15 protein-coding genes are annotated in these 18,046 nt (G+C 61.4%); 7 read left to right on the forward strand and 8 right to left on the reverse strand.

Annotation, left to right across the window (positions count from 1 at the left end; translation table 11 throughout):
• Positions 1 to 29 precede the first annotated feature (29 nt).
• Positions 30 to 839 carry a DeoR/GlpR family DNA-binding transcription regulator gene (locus tag C7I85_RS14560; protein ID WP_106724784.1) on the reverse strand — a complete coding sequence of 270 codons (810 nt, stop codon included), beginning with the start codon at positions 837 to 839 and terminating at the stop codon, positions 30 to 32.
• Between the two features lie 184 nt (positions 840 to 1,023).
• Here C7I85_RS14560 and C7I85_RS14565 point away from each other — a divergent pair, with 184 nt between their 5' ends.
• Together C7I85_RS14565 and rhaI are read left to right on the forward strand one after the other, a co-directional pair.
• Positions 1,024 to 3,126, forward strand: coding sequence for a bifunctional rhamnulose-1-phosphate aldolase/short-chain dehydrogenase (locus C7I85_RS14565; protein WP_106724703.1), 2,103 nt, complete (start codon positions 1,024 to 1,026; stop codon positions 3,124 to 3,126).
• 8 nt (positions 3,127 to 3,134) lie between these two features.
• Complete coding sequence (gene rhaI / locus C7I85_RS14570; RefSeq protein WP_106724704.1) at positions 3,135 to 4,445, forward strand: L-rhamnose catabolism isomerase; 1,311 nt, start codon at positions 3,135 to 3,137, stop codon at positions 4,443 to 4,445.
• 30 nt (positions 4,446 to 4,475) lie between these two features.
• Here the strand turns inward: rhaI and C7I85_RS14575 are convergent, their stop codons facing one another.
• Positions 4,476 to 5,804 (reverse strand): glucoamylase family protein, encoded by a 1,329-nt coding sequence (locus C7I85_RS14575; protein ID WP_106724785.1) that lies wholly within the window; start codon positions 5,802 to 5,804, stop codon positions 4,476 to 4,478.
• 264 nt (positions 5,805 to 6,068) lie between these two features.
• Here C7I85_RS14575 and tkt point away from each other — a divergent pair, with 264 nt between their 5' ends.
• Both tkt and gnd read left to right on the forward strand, forming a co-directional pair.
• Entirely contained in the window at positions 6,069 to 8,249 is a 2,181-nt protein-coding gene (gene tkt, locus C7I85_RS14580; protein ID WP_106724705.1) for a transketolase, read from the forward strand.
• Between the two features lie 42 nt (positions 8,250 to 8,291).
• On the forward strand, positions 8,292 to 9,302 hold the full coding sequence (gnd, locus tag C7I85_RS14585; protein WP_106724706.1) for a phosphogluconate dehydrogenase (NAD(+)-dependent, decarboxylating): 1,011 nt from the start codon (positions 8,292 to 8,294) through the stop codon (positions 9,300 to 9,302).
• 37 nt (positions 9,303 to 9,339) lie between these two features.
• Here gnd and C7I85_RS14590 read toward each other — a convergent pair whose 3' ends face one another.
• The 6 genes from C7I85_RS14590 to C7I85_RS14615 form a co-directional block, all read right to left on the reverse strand.
• Complete coding sequence (locus C7I85_RS14590) at positions 9,340 to 10,029, reverse strand: HAD family hydrolase (protein ID WP_106724707.1); 690 nt, start codon at positions 10,027 to 10,029, stop codon at positions 9,340 to 9,342.
• Between the two features lie 89 nt (positions 10,030 to 10,118).
• Positions 10,119 to 11,036 (reverse strand): energy transducer TonB family protein, encoded by a 918-nt coding sequence (locus tag C7I85_RS14595; protein ID WP_106724708.1) that lies wholly within the window; start codon positions 11,034 to 11,036, stop codon positions 10,119 to 10,121.
• Positions 11,033 to 11,476 (reverse strand): ExbD/TolR family protein, encoded by a 444-nt coding sequence (locus C7I85_RS14600; protein ID WP_342587306.1) that lies wholly within the window; start codon positions 11,474 to 11,476, stop codon positions 11,033 to 11,035. Before C7I85_RS14600 ends, C7I85_RS14595 begins: the two co-directional genes overlap by 4 nt.
• 5 nt (positions 11,477 to 11,481) lie before the next feature.
• A complete protein-coding gene (locus C7I85_RS14605) occupies positions 11,482 to 12,144 on the reverse strand; it encodes a MotA/TolQ/ExbB proton channel family protein (RefSeq protein WP_106724710.1) in 663 nt (220 codons plus the stop codon).
• 59 nt (positions 12,145 to 12,203) lie between these two features.
• Complete coding sequence (locus C7I85_RS14610; RefSeq protein WP_106724711.1) at positions 12,204 to 12,662, reverse strand: hypothetical protein; 459 nt, start codon at positions 12,660 to 12,662, stop codon at positions 12,204 to 12,206.
• A gap of 97 nt (positions 12,663 to 12,759) precedes the next feature.
• Positions 12,760 to 14,970, reverse strand: a complete 2,211-nt coding sequence (locus C7I85_RS14615; RefSeq protein WP_106724712.1) for a TonB-dependent receptor — start codon at positions 14,968 to 14,970, stop codon at positions 12,760 to 12,762.
• Positions 14,971 to 15,582: 612 nt separating this feature from the next.
• Here C7I85_RS14615 and C7I85_RS14620 point away from each other — a divergent pair.
• The 3 genes from C7I85_RS14620 (at position 15,583) to C7I85_RS14630 (ending at position 18,040) form a co-directional block, all read left to right on the forward strand.
• Positions 15,583 to 15,828 carry a hypothetical protein gene (locus tag C7I85_RS14620; protein ID WP_106724713.1) on the forward strand — a complete coding sequence of 82 codons (246 nt, stop codon included), beginning with the start codon at positions 15,583 to 15,585 and terminating at the stop codon, positions 15,826 to 15,828.
• A 254-nt stretch (positions 15,829 to 16,082) separates the two neighbouring features.
• Positions 16,083 to 17,498 (forward strand): DUF1254 domain-containing protein, encoded by a 1,416-nt coding sequence (locus C7I85_RS14625; RefSeq protein ID WP_245444948.1) that lies wholly within the window; start codon positions 16,083 to 16,085, stop codon positions 17,496 to 17,498.
• A gap of 128 nt (positions 17,499 to 17,626) precedes the next feature.
• Positions 17,627 to 18,040 (forward strand): hypothetical protein, encoded by a 414-nt coding sequence (locus tag C7I85_RS14630; protein WP_106724714.1) that lies wholly within the window; start codon positions 17,627 to 17,629, stop codon positions 18,038 to 18,040.
• Positions 18,041 to 18,046: the final 6 nt, after the last annotated feature.

An 18,046-nucleotide genomic window follows, 5' to 3' on the forward strand; every position in this document is an offset into this window, starting at 1 on the left:
TTCATTCCATCAGCGCCGCGGCGAACCTCCTAGGCCGGCAGCGAAGATGCCCCCGTTGTCGCCGCCGTTCCCTTGGCGACGATCAGATTTACCCCCGCCTCTTCCAGCATCTTGGCCTCCCGGTCCTCGATGCCTTCGTCGGTGATGACAGTTGTGATGCGCGACAGCGGGCACAGGATCAGGCTCGAACGCTGCCGGAATTTCGACGAGTCGGCCAGAACCACCAGCTCGTCGGCCTGGTCGATAAGCTTCTGCTCTGCCTGGATGAGCAGCGGATCGCCCTCCATCAGGCCCAGCGGTCCCAGCCCCTGCGCGCCCATGAACATGCGCCGCGCATAGAAGTTGCGCGTCACGTCATTGTCGAATGGCGAGAGGATGATGTTCTGCTCGCGGTAGATCGTGCCGCCCGAAACCATCACCGTGTTCTTCGAATGCTTGAGCAGATGCTCGGCAATCGGGAACGAGTTGGTGAAGATGGGCATGCGCCGGTTGGTCAGGAAATGCACCATCTGGAAGGTGGTGGTGCCGCCATTGATGATGATCGGCTCGCCGTCCTGGCAGAGTTCAACCGCCTCACGGGCGATGGCGCGCTTCTGCGTCGCATTCAGTGTTTCGTTCACCGAGAAGGGCCGGCCGGCAAGGCCGATGAATTGCGGCGGGTTGATCGCCTCGGCGCCGCCGCGCACCCGGCGCAGCCTTTTCTGCACATGCAGCGCGGCGATGTCGCGCCGGATGGTCGCCTCGGAGGAGTCAGTCAGCTCCACCATTTCCTGCACCGTCACCACAGGCTTTTCCTGGATGGCCGACAGGATGATCCGATGGCGTTCCTTCTCGTGCATGATGCCCCCCGTTTCGATCATTAGTTCATTCATGCTTCTCACTGTCAATCAGCTTCGATCATATAATTTCATTGTGCGATGCAATATGAGCGAATTTGATCGTTTTTGATTGACAGCCTCAAGCCTGACGTGGGAGCTTTCGGGAAAATGCCGCATCCGGTCGCGGCTTATGGGAGGTTGCAGAATGCTTGAAACGCGCACGGCCGCGCGGCTCGCCAATCTTTGGGACGAGGCCAGGGCGGCGCCCATGTCAGAAGCGCAGCTGCTGCTTTATCGCTCGAACCTGCTCGGCTCCGACAAGCGCATCACCAATTACGGTGGCGGCAACACCTCGGCAAAGGTGACCGAAAAGGATCCGCTGACCGGCGCCGAGGTCGAGGTGCTGTGGGTCAAGGGATCGGGCGGCGACGTCGGCACCATCAAGCTCGACGGTTTCTCCACGCTCTACATGGACAAGCTCGAAGCGCTGAAGGGGCTCTATCGCGGCGTCGAATTCGAAGACGAGATGGTCGGCTACCTGCCGCACTGCACCTTCAACCTCAACCCGCGAGCGGCTTCCATCGACACGCCGTTGCATGCCTATGTGCCGAAAAAGCATGTCGACCACATGCACCCGGACGCGGTGATCGCGATTGCTGCTTCCAAGAACAGCAAGGAACTGACGCAGAAGATCTTTGGCGGTGAGATCGGCTGGCTGCCCTGGAAGCGGCCGGGCTTCGAGCTCGGCCTGTGGCTGGAAAAATTCTGTCATGAGAACCCGGATGCTTCCGGCGTGGTGCTCGAAAGCCATGGGCTCTTCACCTGGGGCGACACTGCGCGCGAGTGCTACGAGACGACCATCCGGATCATCAATCGCGCCATCGACTGGTTCGAGGAGGAGAGCAGGGGCAAGGCCGCCTTTGGCGGGGAGGTGCGCCCGACGCTGCCGACGGCGGAACGCCGGACCATCGCATCAAAGCTCATGCCGGCTATTCGCGGCATGATCTCTGCCGCCGAGCGCAAGGCCGGCCATTTCGACGATTCGGAGGCCGTACTGGGATTCGTCGCCTCGCGCGACCTGGCATCGCTTGCCGCACTCGGCACCAGCTGCCCGGACCATTTTCTGCGCACGAAAATCCGCCCGCTGGTGATCGATTTCGATCCGGCAAATCCGGAGATCGAAAAGACGCTGGCCGGGCTGCCGGCCGCCGTCGAGGAATATCGGCGGGACTACGCGGCCTATTACGAGCGCTGCAAACATCCGGATACGCCCGCCATGCGCGACCCCAACGCGGTCGTCTATTTGGTGCCCGGCGTAGGCATGATCACCTTCGCCAAGGACAAGGCTACGGCGCGCATCTCGGGCGAGTTCTATGTCAACGCCATCAATGTCATGCGCGGCGCGTCGAGCGTTTCGACCTATATGGGCCTGCCCGAGCAGGAAGCCTTCGACATCGAATACTGGGCGCTCGAAGAGGCCAAGCTCCAGCGTATGCCAAAGCCCCGGCCGCTTGCCGGGAAGGTGGCTCTGGTGACCGGCGGCGCCGGCGGCATCGGCAAGGCGACGGCCGAGCGGCTGCTGCGCGACGGCGCTTGCGTGGTGCTGGCCGACATTGACGACAGCGCGCTCGCTTCTGCACATAAGGACCTGGCCGGTCGTCACAGCGAGGACGTCGTACGCAGCCTGCGCCTCGATGTGACGCGTGAGCAGGACGTGATCGATGCCTTCGCGACCGCTGCGGTCGAATTCGGCGGCATCGACATCCTGGTTTCAAATGCGGGGATTTCCTCGTCCGCGCCCGTAGATGAGACGGACCTTGCCATGTGGAACCGCAACATGGACATCCTGTCGACCGGCTATTTCCTCGTCGCGCGCGAAGCCTTCCGTCTGATGAAGAAGCAGAAGACCGGCGGCTCGATCGTCTTCATCGCTTCCAAGAACGGGCTTGCAGCCTCGCCCAACGCCTCGGCCTATTGCACGGCCAAGGCAGCCGAGATCCATCTGGCGCGTTGCCTGGCGCTCGAAGGTGCGGAATTCGGCATCCGGGTCAACACGGTCAATCCCGACGCGGTGCTGCGCGGCTCCAAGATCTGGACCGGGGAGTGGCGCGAGCAGCGCGCCGCCGCCTATAACATGAAGCCGGAGGAACTGGAGGAGCACTACCGCAAGCGCTCGATGCTGAAGCTCAGCGTCTATCCCGAGGACATTGCCGAGGCCGTGTTCTTCTTCGTCTCCGACATGTCGGCGAAATCGACCGGCAACATCGTTAATGTCGACGCGGGCAACGCCCAGTCGTTCACGCGGTAGTTCGGCAGATGATCGGGGAGGGGGAGACGGTGGAACATCTGATCGATCTCGACATCGTCGAGCGTGAGAATGGAAAGCGCATCGGCGCACTGCCGCGCGATTATGAAGCGCTCGGTGAACAGCTCGACCGCCGCGGCATCGCCATCGATGCCATCCGCGACAAGGTGGCGGCCTTCAAGGTCGCCGTCCCGTCATGGGGCGTTGGTACGGGCGGCACGCGCTTTGCCCGCTTTCCCGGGCCCGGCGAGCCGCGCGACATCTTCGACAAGATCGAGGATTGCTCCGTCATCCAGCAACTCACGCGCGCCACGCCGAATGTCTCGCTGCACATTCCGTGGGACAAGGCCGATGCCAATCGCCTGAAACAATCGGCAAGCCGCTTCGGGCTCGGCTTCGACGCGATGAACTCCAATACCTTTTCCGACGCGGCGGGCCAGAAGCAGAGCTACAAATTCGGCTCGCTGTCCCATGCCGATGCGGCCACACGCCAGCAGGCGGTCGAGCACAATCTTGAATGCATCGAGATTGGCAAGACCATCGGCTCCAAGGCGCTGACGATCTGGATCGGCGACGGCTCCAATTTCCCGGGGCAGGTGAATTTCACGCGGCAGTTCGAACGCTATCTCGACGCGGTGAAACAGGTTTATGCAGCGCTGCCGGATGACTGGCGCCTGTTCACCGAGCACAAAATGTACGAGCCGGCTTTCTATTCCACGGTCGTGCAGGATTGGGGCACCAACTATCTGATCGCGCAGGAGACGGGGCCGAAGGCCTATTGCCTGGTCGATCTTGGCCACCATGCGCCGAATGTGAATATCGAAATGATCGTGGCGCGGCTGATCCAGTTCGGAAAGCTCGGCGGCTTCCACTTCAACGATTCGAAATATGGCGACGACGACCTCGACGCTGGTTCCATCGACCCGTACCGCCTGTTCCTGATCTTCAACGAATTGGTGGATGCGGAACTGAATGGCGCCAAGGGCTTCGATCCGGCCCATATGCTCGACCAGAGCCACAACGTCACCGACCCGATCGAAAGCCTGATGCTGTCGGCCACAGAGGTCCAGCGCGCCTATGCGTCGGCCCTTCTGGTCAATCGCAAGGCATTGGAGGGCTATCAGGATACCAACGATGCGCTGATGGCCACACAGACCCTGAAAACGGCCTTCCGCACCGACGTCGAGCCGATTCTCGCCATGGTCCGGTATCAGAGTGGCGGGGCGATCGATCCGGTGGCGGCCTACAGGGCGGCAGGCTACCGGGCGAAGGTCGCCGAGGAGCGGCCGGCAGTGGCGTCGGGCGGTGGCGGAATCGTGTGACCTGAATGGCCGTCGTTACAGGAACCAGGCCTATGCGACGGCTTCGTCCTGCTCATCCAGCCAGCCACCGGTGAAGCCGGCCCGCCGCAGGCCTGCCACCAGATAGGGGCATTGACGCATCCATTCCCACAGAAGGCCGGTGCGATAGTTCTCGATCATCAATGTGATCGGGCCCTGATTGAGCCCCCAATGCCAGGCCGAGACCCAGCCAAATGGGTTGTGCGACTTGTCGGGGAAGGTTGGGTTGTAGCTCGTCTTGAAGCCATAGGGGCTCTTGGCCTTCAACTGCACCTCATGGATGAAGTGGTCGATTGCCTCCAGGACGATCTCTGGTGCGAAGGGCAGGGAAGCCACCACGGCCCACGGGGCAATCGTGCCGTCGTCAGGGCCGTAGGGCACGCCGCGCCCGATATAGTCATAAAACTGGCGGCTGATGCCATCGACCTTCAGCGTAGCCGGTCCCGGCCCGTCACTGGCCGTTATGCCCCAGCAGCAATGGGCGTAGCCGGCAAACCCAAGCGGATTGTGGATCGCATATTGCTGCTGGACGAATGTGGCGCGTCGGCTGTTTTCGAAATAGTCGATGCCCTTGTCGCGCATATAGGCGTCCTGAATGCCGCGGAAATCGACCCAGATATGCGAGAGCTGATGGGTGAAAAGCGGCCCCGCATAGAGGTAGTCGAAGCCGTGGCAGTTCTTCCATTCATAGGTGGAACACCAGGCAGCATAGCTGCTCTTGGGCAGCGGGAATGTCGGCGAGCCGAGCCCCAGCAAATACAGCAGCAGCGCCTCGTCGTAGCCTTCCCAGCGATACTTGATGAAGCCGTTTTCCGGCGTCCAGCCATGCGTGACCGTATCGCCGCCATTCTGCATCCAGCGCCAGTCGGCGCGCTTATAGAGCTCTTCGGCCAGTGTCCGGATCTCTTTTTCCTCAGCGGTATCGCGATCGAAATAGACCCTGGCGGTCAATGCTCCGGCCAAGAGGAATGTGGTGTCCACGGTGGACAGTTCGCAGTTCCATGCACGCCTGCCCGTCTTCATGTCGAGGAAATGGTAGAAGAAGCCTCGATAACCGGTGGCATCCGGCTCGGGCCCCTGCGGGCTGTTCCAGAAGAACCGTAGCGTCTTGAGCGTTCGCTCCAGGGCTCGCTCGCGGGTCATGAAACCTCGCTTCACGCCTATGGGATACGCCGCCAGCGCCAGCCCGGTGGCGGCGATGCTGGCCGGCCAGCCCTTCTCGGTCTTGTCGAGGATAAGCCCGTTTTCGAGGCTGGCTTCGTGGATGAAGTAGCTGAACGACTCGCGCTGGAGTTCCTGCAGCTCGTCTTCGACTGATACGTCAATGCGGTTGAGATTCATGCCATCCGCCTGCATTTTTCGCGGCGTGCTTGCGACGGTGCCCGGCGCACTGTCATTTGCGTCCGCTGATGAAAATTATGTATTGCGTATGTTGTCGCAAACAAGTTTTCGGCGCGATGGCCTGGCATCTGGCACTTCGGGCTCTCACACACCTTTCCGCCGCCACCGCCTCCCCTAGTTTACCTCGTCGTAACGGCGACCCCGCTGGTCGCTCTAAAACCTCCATCCATTTTCATGACTTGAAGAAGCGGAAGAGGAAGCACGATGAGTCCAGTTCACACTCATCCCGTTATAGGACAGGCTCCCAAGGCAAGAGCGCGCAGCCGTCGTGGCACTGCCGCCAGCCTGGCCCCTGAGCCGAAAGCCGAGGAGCGGGTCGGCGCTGGCTTAATCGAGGAGCTGTCCATCAACACCATCCGCACGCTGTCGATCGATGCCGTGCAGCAGGCCGATTCAGGCCATCCCGGCACTCCGATGGCGCTGGCGCCGCTCGTCTATACGCTGTGGCAGGATTTCCTCCGTTTCGACCCCGAAGACGCGATCTGGCCGAACCGGGACCGCTTCGTGCTGTCCATCGGCCACGCCTCGATGCTGCTCTATTCGATGCTCTATCTCACCGGCGTGAAGGCGGTGAACGCGGAATATGAGCGACCCGGTGAGCCGGCCGTAACATTGGAGGACATAAAGCGCTTCCGCGAAATCGGCAGCAAATGCCCCGGGCATCCGGAGTATCGCCTCACCACCGGCGTCGAAACGACGACCGGCCCGCTGGGCCAGGGCTGCGCGACGAGCGTCGGCATGGCGATCGCCGGAGACTGGCTGGCGAAACGCTTCAATCGCCCAAGGTTCACCATGTTCAACTATTCCGTCTACACGCTGTGCGGCGACGGCGACATGATGGAAGGCGTGGCGAGCGAGGCGGCCTCGCTCGCGGGCCATCTGATGCTCGGAAACCTGTGCTGGATCTACGACAGCAACCGCGTCACCATCGAGGGCCATACGGACATCACCTTCAGCGAAGACGTCGCGACGCGCTTTCTGGCCTATGGCTGGAACGTTTTGCGCGTAGGCGACGCCAACGACACCGAACGGATCGCGCAGGCGATCGAGAGGTTCCGGCGGACCAACGACGTTCCAACTCTCATCATCGTCGAGAGCCACATCGGCTACGGCTCCCCGCACAAGCACGACACAAGTGCCGCGCACGGAGAGCCACTCGGCGAGGAGGAGGTGCGTCTTGCCAAGCGCTCCTACGGTTGGCCCGAGGATGCCAAGTTTCTCGTCCCTGACGGCGTCCGCGAACACTTCCACGCCGGCATCGGCCGACGGGGCGCAAAGCTGCGCAAGGCATGGGCATCGATGCTCGAGTCTTACCGCGCGAAATACCCGGAGCTTGCCAAGGAGCTTGAGCAGATGCAAAGGCGCGAGCTGCCTGACGGCTGGGACGCCGATTTGCCGAGCTTCCCTGCCGATGCGAAGGGCCTGGCCACCCGCGACTCTTCCGCCAAGGTGCTGAATGCCATAGCGCCCCGCTATCCCTGGCTTGTCGGCGGTTCGGCCGACCTTGCGCCTTCGACAAAAACCCGCCTTACTTTCGAGCAGGCCGGCGACTTCGAGGCCGACACCTACGGCGGCCGCAACTTTCACTTTGGCATTCGCGAGCATGCCATGGGCGCCATCCTCAACGGGCTCGCCCTCTGCAAGCTGCGTCCCTACGGCTCGACCTTCCTGACGTTCTCAGACTACATGAAGCCGCCGATGCGCCTCAGCGCGCTCATGCAACTGCCCGTTACATTCATCTTCTCGCACGACTCCATCGGCCTCGGTCAGGATGGCCCCACGCATCAGCCGGTCGAACAGCTCATCGCTTTGCGCAGCATTCCCGGCCTCGTCACGCTAAGGCCGGCCGACGCGAATGAGGTGGTGGAAGCCTGGCGCGTCATCATCGGGCACGCGCGTCAGCCGGCGTGTTTGGTGCTCAGCCGCCAGGCACTGCCAACCTTGGATCGCAAGCACTACGCCTCGGCGAAAGGCGTCGCCCGCGGCGCCTATGTGATGGCCGACGCTGAGCACGGGAAACCCGAGGTGATCCTCATCGGCACGGGCAGCGAGGTTGCCATCTGCGCGGAGGCTTATGAAGTCCTCTTGCGGGATGGCGTCGCCGCGCGTCTGGTCAGCATGCCGTCATGGGAATTGTTCGAACAGCAGAGCGAGGCCTATCGCGACAGCGTTCTGCCGCCCGAGGTTACCGCACGCGTTTCGGTCGAGGCCGGCTCCGTGATCGGCTGGGATCGCTATGTGGGTGACGGCGGCGCCAAGATCGGCATGCACACTTTCGGCTCATCGGCACCGCTCAAGGACCTTCTCCACAAATACGGCTTTACGTTGCAGGATGTAGTCGACGCCGCCATGAAGCAGATCGAGAGGGCCCGCCAGAAGGCCTGAGTTCGGCGGACGGCGTGTCGGCATTCAGCAAGGAGGAAGTTGATGCAGCTTGGCATTGTTGGACTGGGCCGCATGGGCGGCAATATCTGCCGGCGTCTGTTGAAGGCGGGGCATGACACCGTGGTGTACGACACCAGTGTCGAGACCCGGGAAGCGCTGGCGAAAGAAGGGGCCACGGCGACCGGGTCCCTTGCCATGCTGGTGAAAGTGCTCGACGAAAAACCGCGCGCGGTCTGGCTCATGCTTCCAGCCGGGAAAATCACCGAGGACTGTGTCGCGCAGCTTGGCGATCTTCTCGAGCCGGATGACATCATCATCGATGGCGGCAACACCTTCTACAAGGACGATATCCGGCGCGCGAAGCAATTGGCCGGCAAGCGCATCCGCTATGTCGATTGCGGCACGTCCGGCGGCGTTTGGGGTCTTGAGCGCGGCTACTGCATGATGATCGGCGGGCCAAAGGAAGCGGTGGACCACCTCGACCCGATCTTTTCCGCGTTGGCGCCCGGGCTGGGTGACATTTCGCGCACGCCGCGACGGGAGAAATACGATCCGCGCGCCGAGCGCGGCTATATCCACGCCGGTCCAAGCGGCGCCGGTCACTTCGTGAAGATGGTGCACAACGGCATCGAATACGGGTTGATGCAGGCCTATGCCGAAGGATTTGACATCCTCCGCAGCAAGGACTCGGATGATTTGCCGGCCGACGAGCGATTTTCCCTCAACCTGCCGGACATTGCCGAGGTCTGGCGGCGCGGCAGCGTCATTTCTTCCTGGCTGCTCGACATCGGCGCCGCAGCACTGGCCGAGGATCCGCAACTGGCCGGTTTCTCCGGTTTCGTTCAGGATTCCGGCGAGGGCCGCTGGACCGTCGAGGCCGCTATCGAGGAAGCGGTTCCTGCCGACGTTCTGACGGCTTCACTGTTTGCGCGCTTCCGCTCGCGGCAGGAACACACGTTTGGAGAAAAGCTTCTTTCGGCCTTGCGTCTCGGCTTTGGCGGGCATGTCGAGGCACCCGAGCCCAACGACCCCGGACCCAAGGCAAAAAAGTAGTTCGGACACCTGTTGCCGCGGCTAGGTGGAAGGCTGCCTATTCGGAACGGCCGATATCGGCCGTTCCGAAATCCGGCGGTCCGAAGTCAATTAGGTCGGCGATCTGCCTCACGCTGGCATCGGGTGCCGGGCTAATCTGGGCACCTTCCGATTGAGCGGCGTAGTGGCCTTGGCGGACGAAGACGGTGGTCAACTGGTCCCCAAGCTGCCGCTTTGCTGAAGCCAGCAGCTGGGGCTTGTCGTCCAGCATGGCATAGTGCCGGGCAGGAAAGCGCCGTTCCACCTCGGCGAGCATGCGGTCCTTGTGCAGATAGATCAGGACGCGGCCGCCTACCGCATCCCACAGACCCGCGCGCCTTATCTTGCGCGGCTGGAAAACGATGTCGCCGTCCGAGAGAACGACCGTTGTTCCCATCTTGTTGAGATGTTCGAGTGTAGCAAGAGCGCCGGGATAGACTAGCTGGTCAAACGGGTATTCGAGCAGGAAGCCCGACATCTGCAGAAGCTCGGTCTCGTTGGTGTTGCCCAGCCGGAATTCCTGCAGGGTGCCGAGGTAATCGGCATAGCCGAGCTTTGCGCGCAACCGCTCGTAGATCTCCCAATAGCGCATGCGCTCCACCTCGCCGAAGGCCTGATCGAGCCGTGAGGTGAGATCGGCAACGAAACGGTCATTGTCGAGCAGGGTGTCGTCGACATCGATCAGAAACACGAGTTCGGCTGTGGGCACGAAATTCCTCCAGGTTTCTCGAATTGCCTATGCGCGCCGTCGAACGCGCGGGCGCTGGGATCGTTCCAGAAGACGTGACTCCCGCGTCATTACCGGCTGAAGCTCATCGGCACGTTGAAATTCAGATGCGGCGCAGTCACGCCCTTGGGGAATGGCGGGAAGGGCGCGGCCTTTTCCACTATGTTCAAGGCCGCCCGATCGAGAACTGACGACCCGGAACTTCGGAGCACCCTTTTGCTCATCAGCTTGCCGGACGAAGATACGCTGAAATTGACCACCACCGATCCCGACGGCGCGCCGGCGGGAAAGTACCTTCGTGACAAGAGACGGGACGCGACACCGGACATATAGCTGGCCTGCGCGCGCGGATCGGACTTGGCGGGGGGCAGAGAGGCTTCGCGGCTTTCTTCCTGTTGCCTTGCGCTGCCCTCGCGGCCAGCATTTTCCTTGGTGCGGCTCCGCGTCTCTTCAGGTGGGAGGGTGGCCGTCTTGCGTTGAGTTTCCCGGTGGCGGGGTTCGGGCTTGGGCGGGGCGGCTGGTTTGGGTTGCTCTAGAGGCTTTGCCTGCTCCAGGACCGACGGTGCTTCGGGAGAGATCGTGGGGGCCGGTGCCTCCTCGGCCGGTTCTTCGGTCGGGGGCGGGGCGGCCAGCACCGTTTCAGTCGGCCCAGTGTCGGATGTCGCCGCCGGCGGCGTGCTCTCAGTCACCTCGGCGGGCCGGTTGGACGTTGCCTCCGACGCCTGTCCCGGGTCGGCGGCCTGAATCTCCGGTTCCTGCTCGGTCGACTGGATTTCGGGAAGCGTGGGTTGTTGAGCATTCAGCGATTCAATGACGAGCGGAACAGTGGTCACCTCGATCGGAATCTCGCTTTGGTGCTCCCCCGGTCGATCCGGCGAGCTGAATATCCATGCAGCCACGGCGCCATGCGCGAGCAAGGAGAGAGTGACGGCGACCAGGCGTGCCGCCTGCCACGGCCCATAGCCTGCACGCCAGCCGGAGAGGGTCACGGGGAGGCCGTATCTTTCGTCGGCGCCTGCGCAAGCAGGGAAAATCGCCTGTAGCCAGCTTCGTTCACACGGCCCAGCATGTCCATCACGGCGCCGTAGTCGGTGCCCTTGTCGGCGCGGATGTAGACGACTGCGTCGCCTTCTGCGGCGCGCAACGCATCGAGACGAGCGGCGAGATCGGCCAGCGCGACCTTCTCGCTGCGAAGATAGACGCTGCCGTCCGGCGCCACGGTGACGATGACGGGCTTCTTGATCTGGCCGATCTTCTGCGCGCTGGTGTGCGGAAGATCGACGCGCACGCCCGTCATCATCAAAGGCGCTGCGACCATGAAGATGATGAGCAGGACCAGCGTCACGTCGACGAGCGGGGTGACGTTGATCTCGGCCGAAGGGCGATAGACCAGGCCATCGCGGTTACCGAGCGTTTGTCGAGGCGACATGCCCATCAGTCGACCCTCGGGGAAGTCTTGGCATTTTCATACGCAAGGGCCCTCGCGATAGGCGGGATCGCCGCTCCGCCGTTCTGCGCGGCGCGGCCCAGCACCGCCGATATCTGATTGTAGGCGATGACGGCGGGTATCGCCACGGCGAGGCCGGCGGCCGTGGCAAACAGCGCTTCCGCAATTCCGGGCGCGACGACTTCGAGGCTGGTGTCCTGCGATTGGGCGATGGAGGCAAAGCTCGTCATGATGCCCCACACGGTGCCGAAAAGGCCGATGAAGGGGGCCGCCGAACTGAGTGTCGCCAGAAACGGGAGCCCACCCTCGAGGCGCCGCAATTCACCGAGCATCGTCACGCGCATGGTTTCCTCGATCCGCGAACGTGCCTCGTAGGCTGGGGCTTGCCCTGCCGCCAGGTCCGCCTGTTCGCTCCGGGCCGCGGTCATCACGGCGCCTGCCATGCCGGTAAGCTGGCGCGCGCCGCGGCCGCCTTCCACTGCCAGCCGATGCAAGGCGTCGATCTGGCGCCTGAGGCTCGCCAGGCGAATGAGCTTCTCGATGATGATCGCCCAGCAGGCGATCGAGCAGATCACTAGAAAGAGAACGATGGCCTGAACCACCGGGTCTGCATGCCGGACGAGGTCGATGACCGAAAGGCTGGATTCCATGCCAATCAACTCCACAACCCGATGAAAGTTTCCACCCTCCCCGTGGCTACTTGGCGTTCCTATTTGGACAGTGTGGCAGGCCCGCGCGACGACACCGCGAACCTGTCCAGACAGTCAGACACATCCTGCTCGCCGGATTTGCACTCCAGCACATCGTTGACGAACATGCTTCCGATCTGGCTGCACGGCGTAGCCTCAAGATCGAAGGTCTTGACGTCCTTCTTGTTCGCTGGAAGAGGCCCAAGATCGATGGCGATGCGCCGGTCGATCACGCCGTCCGGCCGAAACAGTACGATGTCGAGCTTGAGCACCGAATAGGCAGCATCGGTTGCGTTGTCGACCACGACATAGGCGCGGCAGCCTTTGCCGAGGGGCTCGAGCTTGTTCAGTTCCACCGAGATATCATGGGCCGATTGAGCCTGCGTCTGCGCGGCCAGTGCGGTCGCGGGCGAAAACGAGGTCAGAGCCAGGAGCGCTGCGGTCGAGGCAGGGTAAAGGCGGCGAAGACTTCCAACCATGCGTTCCCCCGAATGACTATTGGAAAAACATCTCTTTGAACGCACCGATGAGTGCTGCAGTGAGATATCTGTTCGCGCGGCCTGTTTCGGCAAGGGGTCAGAAAGTGACCTTCAACCCCGCATAGATGGAAAATGGCTTGCCCGGCGTCACCGTGTCGGTGTTGGTGCCGCCGATCAGACTCCCCACTGAGCTCGTATTGTCGAAATAGGTGCCGTTCAAATAGTACTTGTTGTTGAACAGGTTTTCGATCTCCGCATGGAACTGCATGTTCTTGCTGATCTGGTATGTCGTGTGCAGGTTGACCGTCGCATAGCCGGGCAGCTTCGGGTTCTCGTTTGACTCGTCGCCGCCGAAATACTGGTCGCCGACGGCAAGCACATTGCCGCCGACCGACCACTTGTCGTTGACCTGGTAGTCGACGCCAAACTTGAAGTGATGTGCCGGTATGCGGGAGATGTGATCGCCCGGTACCACATGGATGGGCTCGTCGCCGGCTGGATCGCCGGAAGGCGGGTTGAGCGTGACGTAGGACTGATAGGTCGCGTCCACATAGGCGTAGCTGGCAAAGAGTGACCAGTCGCCCTTGTTGTAGTTGACGGCAGCCTCAATGCCCTCGCGGCGCGTTTTGCCGACATTGGCGAAATAGCCGAAGGTCATGCCGATGGGTGCCACCACGTTGAGGATGTCGTCCGAATTCTCCGTCCGGTAGAGCCCGAGTTTCCAGCCGAGCGTCTGGTCGCCGGAGAGGTTGGTCTTGCCGCGCAGTCCCAACTCGACCGTGCGGGAAACGACCTGGTCAAGGTTAGGGTCCGATACGAGGAATGTATCGATCACGCATGGGAGGTTCGGATCCGAGCAGCCCAATTCGAGCGGCGTCGGAGCGCGGTTCGATTCCGAATAGCTGGCATAGCCGAGAATGTCGGGCGTGATCTTGTAGGTCCCGCCGATGACTGGGTTGAAGCGCGCATATTGGTGATTGCCGGTGAGCGAACCGGAACCGGATTGCAGCAGGTCCGTGAGATCGATGTTGGCGAAATTGAACCGGCCGCCGAGGGTCAGTGTGAATCTCTTCGTGACATCCAGTGTGTCGAGCGCGTAGACGCCGACATAGGTATTGGTGGTGTGCAGCTTGACTGGGCCGATCGATCCTTCGTCGCTGGTCGTATAGCCGAGATACTGGCCATTGCCCGTGACCACGAAGGTGTTGGGATCGACGGTGCCCAGTTCGGTGTTGGCATTGAAATTCGAGGCGGCCATGTCGAGCGACGCGCCGAGCACGAAGGTGTTGTCCATACCGTTCAGCTTGGCGGTATCTGCTATCTGAAGGCTGCCGCCCCAGCCATTGGTTTGCGTGTTGTTGCGGTCGATCTCGCCGATCACGGCACCTGCGGGAAAGAGGTTCGGCAGTTGCTGGCCGTTGCTGCCAATCGCGGGCGTGGTGCCGTCGGTGAAGCAAAGCAGAGTTGGATCGTCGCAGACCTGCACGTCCGTATCGTTGCCGTCCACGTGGTGGTCGGAAAGGTAACGATAGTAGAGCGTACCTGCGAGGGTCAGCGTGTCCGTGAGCTTGGTGTTTCCCTGCAGGCTGATCATCCCCATCTTGAGGGCGTCGCTCTGCGGAGTGGTGTAGACGGCGCTGTAGTTCTCGTTGAGCAGTTCGACGGGCGTCGTGGCCGGAGCATTGAAGAAGTTGTCCGCCGCCGTGACGTTCAGGTGGATTTCGCTCTGCTCGTCCTTGTAGCCGACATCGCCGTAGAGGCGGCGGATCGTCGAGGATGAACGCTCGCGGAAGCCGTCCTCATGGGCGCCGTCGATGGCGAAATAGGCGGCATAGTTGCCGTCCTGCTTGCCCCATTGGAAGGAATCCTGAACCCGCCCGTACGACCCGGCGACAAAATCGTTTTCGGCACCCTGATAGTTGAATCCGTTCTTCATCTGCACGACCACCGCGCCGCCGAGCGCGTTAAGGCCGAAGATCGGGTTGGCGGTGACGATGTCCATCGTATGGATGGCGTCGGGCGGAATGAAGTCCCAGTGGACGTTGTCGCCAAATGCCTCGTTGATGCGCACGCCGTTCTGATAGACGGCAAGACCTATCGGCGTGCCGGTGATCGGTGTGGCGATAAAGCCGCGAAACTGGAGATCCGGCTCGAAGGAATTACCGCTTTCGTTGGTGGTCGAAACGCTGGGCACATTGACCAGCATGGTGCTGACCACGCTGGGCGAGCTTTGCTTCTCAAACTTTTGGGCGTCGATCTTGTTGATCGCTGCCGGAACGTCGGCGGACCGAACCTCGGTACCCGTCACCGGTGTCGTCGGAACGGTTTCGTCCGGTTGTGCCGGTTGTGCCGGCTGTTCTGGTTGTGTTGGCGGCGCAAACTGTGCTGGCTGTAGTGGCTGAGATGCTGGTGCTGGCTGTGCTGGCGCTGGTGGCCGTGCAGGTTGTTCTGGGAGGGCAGGCTGTGGATGTGCTGGCGGACGTCTCTGGGCGGCCGGCTTGTGGGCCGCGGCCTTGACCGGCTTTTTGGGGCTGATCTTGATCGTCGGCAGTGTCAGCGTCTGGTCGGCTTGTTGGGCAAAGGCGGGCTGGCAGGCAGCGAGTATCACACCCACCGCAAGGAGAGACAGTTGCCGCGGTGGAATTCCCATACTCCGGCCCCCGAAATACTGACCGGCCGACTCTACTTAGCCGATGGTCGACGAATTTCTATTACGTCGCAAAGAAGCTAGCTAGATGCAATTTGATGGATGCTTCGAGCGGACAACAACACCTGTCGGTGGAGTTGCACGACTGCCACTCCAGATCCCTGGAGCCTGGGATGGGATCCGAAAGGGAATGCCCCGCCCTTTTCCGGCCCACTTTGTTCATGTATCAGCCGATTTGGGGGCTGAAACGCGAACGGAGAGGGAATCTACCCAATGCGTAAGATGATTATCGCGGTGGCTGCCGTCGTTGCCTTGACAGGCTGCACCACCACGGAGAGGGACGTTAGCGTCGGCACGGCGGCCGGTGCCATCATCGGCGGCATCGCCGGCGGTGGAAAGGGTGCGCTGATCGGTGCGGGCGCAGGCGCGCTTGGCGGCCTTCTGGTTCGCAATCTGCGCAACGGCTATTGCCAGTATCGCGACCGTCACGGGCGCCTCTACACCGCTCGTTGCAGATAATGGCGCAAGCCTGAGCCGGCCGGAAACCGGGTTGCCGGTTTCCGGTCCATCGTAGGGGAATAGGCCGTTCAGGCCTTGCTGAGCCCGCCAAGTTCCGAAAATTCCTCAGAACCAAAGCATCTGCCAAACGAACGGCGCCGATTTGTCCGCGCTGTCGAATGACCACTGGTTCGCTGCAGCCGTAGCTCTATTTGCACGCCCATATTTGTCCCGCGGCGTCGGACTTTGCGGGCTTTGTGCGGGAGGTGGCTGGGATGCTTGTTCTTCGACAGATGGTCCTGGGATTGTTGGCTCTCGGCGTTGCCGGCACAGCGGTCGCCGCACAGGACTTTTCAGCCGACGAACTGAACAGGCGGGCCATCGAACGGCGCGCGGTCGAAGCCGTCATCTGGGGCATGCCGGCCGTCAATTACGACCTGATGCTCGAGGCGATGATCCACGAAGCCAAAGGCGCTCCCAATCAGATCCTCTACTGGTCACGCTTGCCAGACTGGAAGAACCAGACGCTTACCCCAAACCCGGATACGATCTATTTCATGCCGTTCATCGACACGAGGGATGCCGGTCCCATAGTGATCGAAATACCCCCCGCAGATGGCGGCTCGATCACCGGGTCAATCATGGATGGATGGCAAACGGCCCTTGAAGATGTCGGTCCGGCAGGCGTGGACAAGGGCAAGGGCGACAAATATCTCGTTCTCCCGCCCGCCTATGGGGGCGATGTTCCGGCCGGTTACATATTGCTACCGTCGAGCACTTATCAGAGCTATGCCTTGCTGCGGTCGATCCTGCCGGGCGGAAGCGAAGCCGATGTCGCCAAGGCAGTCGACTATGGCAAACGCATCAAGGTGTACCCGCTGTCGAAGGCGGACAACCCGCCGGAAACGAAGTTCGTCGATGCCGCCGACATCGTGTTCGACTCCACGATCCCCTACGACATCCGCTTCTACCAGGCGCTGGGTCGCTTCGTGGAGGCCAATCCCTGGCTGCCGCGCGACAAGGCGATGATCGACCAGCTCAAGACCATCGGCATCGAGAAGGGTAAGCCCTTCAACCCGGACGGCTCGACGCAAGACATACTGAACAAGGCAGCCGGAGAGGCTCACGCCTGGCTCGACGAGAAATATGAAGATCTCTTCCAGCCGTTCTTCAAAGGCAGCCGCTGGGCCCTCCCGGCTTCTCCCGAGGTTGTCGAAGGGATGCAGACCAATTTCTCCAAGGAAGACAGCTATCCCGTCGATGGTCGCGGCGCTACCTATTCGATGGCCTTCTTCAGCGCCAAGCATCTTGGCGCCGGCCAGTACTACCTGATGACGATCAAGGACAAGGATGGCAACGCGTTCGATGGAGACGCCACATACCGGCTGACGGTGCCGCCGAAGGCACCCGTAAAGCAATACTGGTCGGTGACCGTGTACGATCGGGCAAACCACGCCCTTATCCGCGACATGCCGCGTCCCAGCCGCTCGTCACAGAGCACGGACCTAGTCAAGAATGCCGACGGATCGGTGGATATCTGGTTCGGTCCGAAGGCTCCGGAGGGCAAGGAGAACAATTGGATTCCGACCAAGCCGGGCGGCAAGTTCGAGGTGCTGTTCCGTCTCTATGGTCCGGAAAAATCCTTCTTCGACAAGAAATGGGTGCTTCCGGACATCGAGAAAGTCGGCTGAGCCGAACGCAATTATACGGCGACATCACGAAATTTCGCGATCATCGCACGTCATATTTACTGTAAAGTAGCCGTTGTCGGGCAGACTTTGCTCTCTAGCTTTCATGCTGAATGAAGAAGGGGTGTGCAATGGCCGGCCGGAAGACTGTCGTGATCTTGGCGATTGGTACGACGCTCGCCGTATCGACCCAGGCTTTTGCCGTCACCATGAAGGAACTTCAGGGCGCGTGGGCGATCGAAGGATCGGATTGCGCCAACACTTTCAAGAAGTCGGGGGGGAAGGTCACCTTCAAGAACCCAGGCTCCGAGGTCACAAGCGGGGTGATCGTGACCGGCAACAAGATCGTTTCGCCGGATCTGAGCTGCACCGCCGTAAGCATCAAGCCGGAGAAGGACCGCCTGTCCGCAAAGCTTTCTTGCGCCGATACAATTCTGATCCAGAGCATGTCGATGTCGTTCAAGATAACTGGCAACGACACCTTCGAGAGATTTGATCCCAGCTATCCGACAATGGCGTTCTCATATCGACGCTGCAAGATGTGAGCCTTC

Origin of the sequence: Pseudaminobacter soli (ex Li et al. 2025) (assembly GCF_003012705.1) — a bacterium.
Taxonomy (GTDB): domain Bacteria; phylum Pseudomonadota; class Alphaproteobacteria; order Rhizobiales; family Rhizobiaceae; genus Pseudaminobacter; species Pseudaminobacter soli.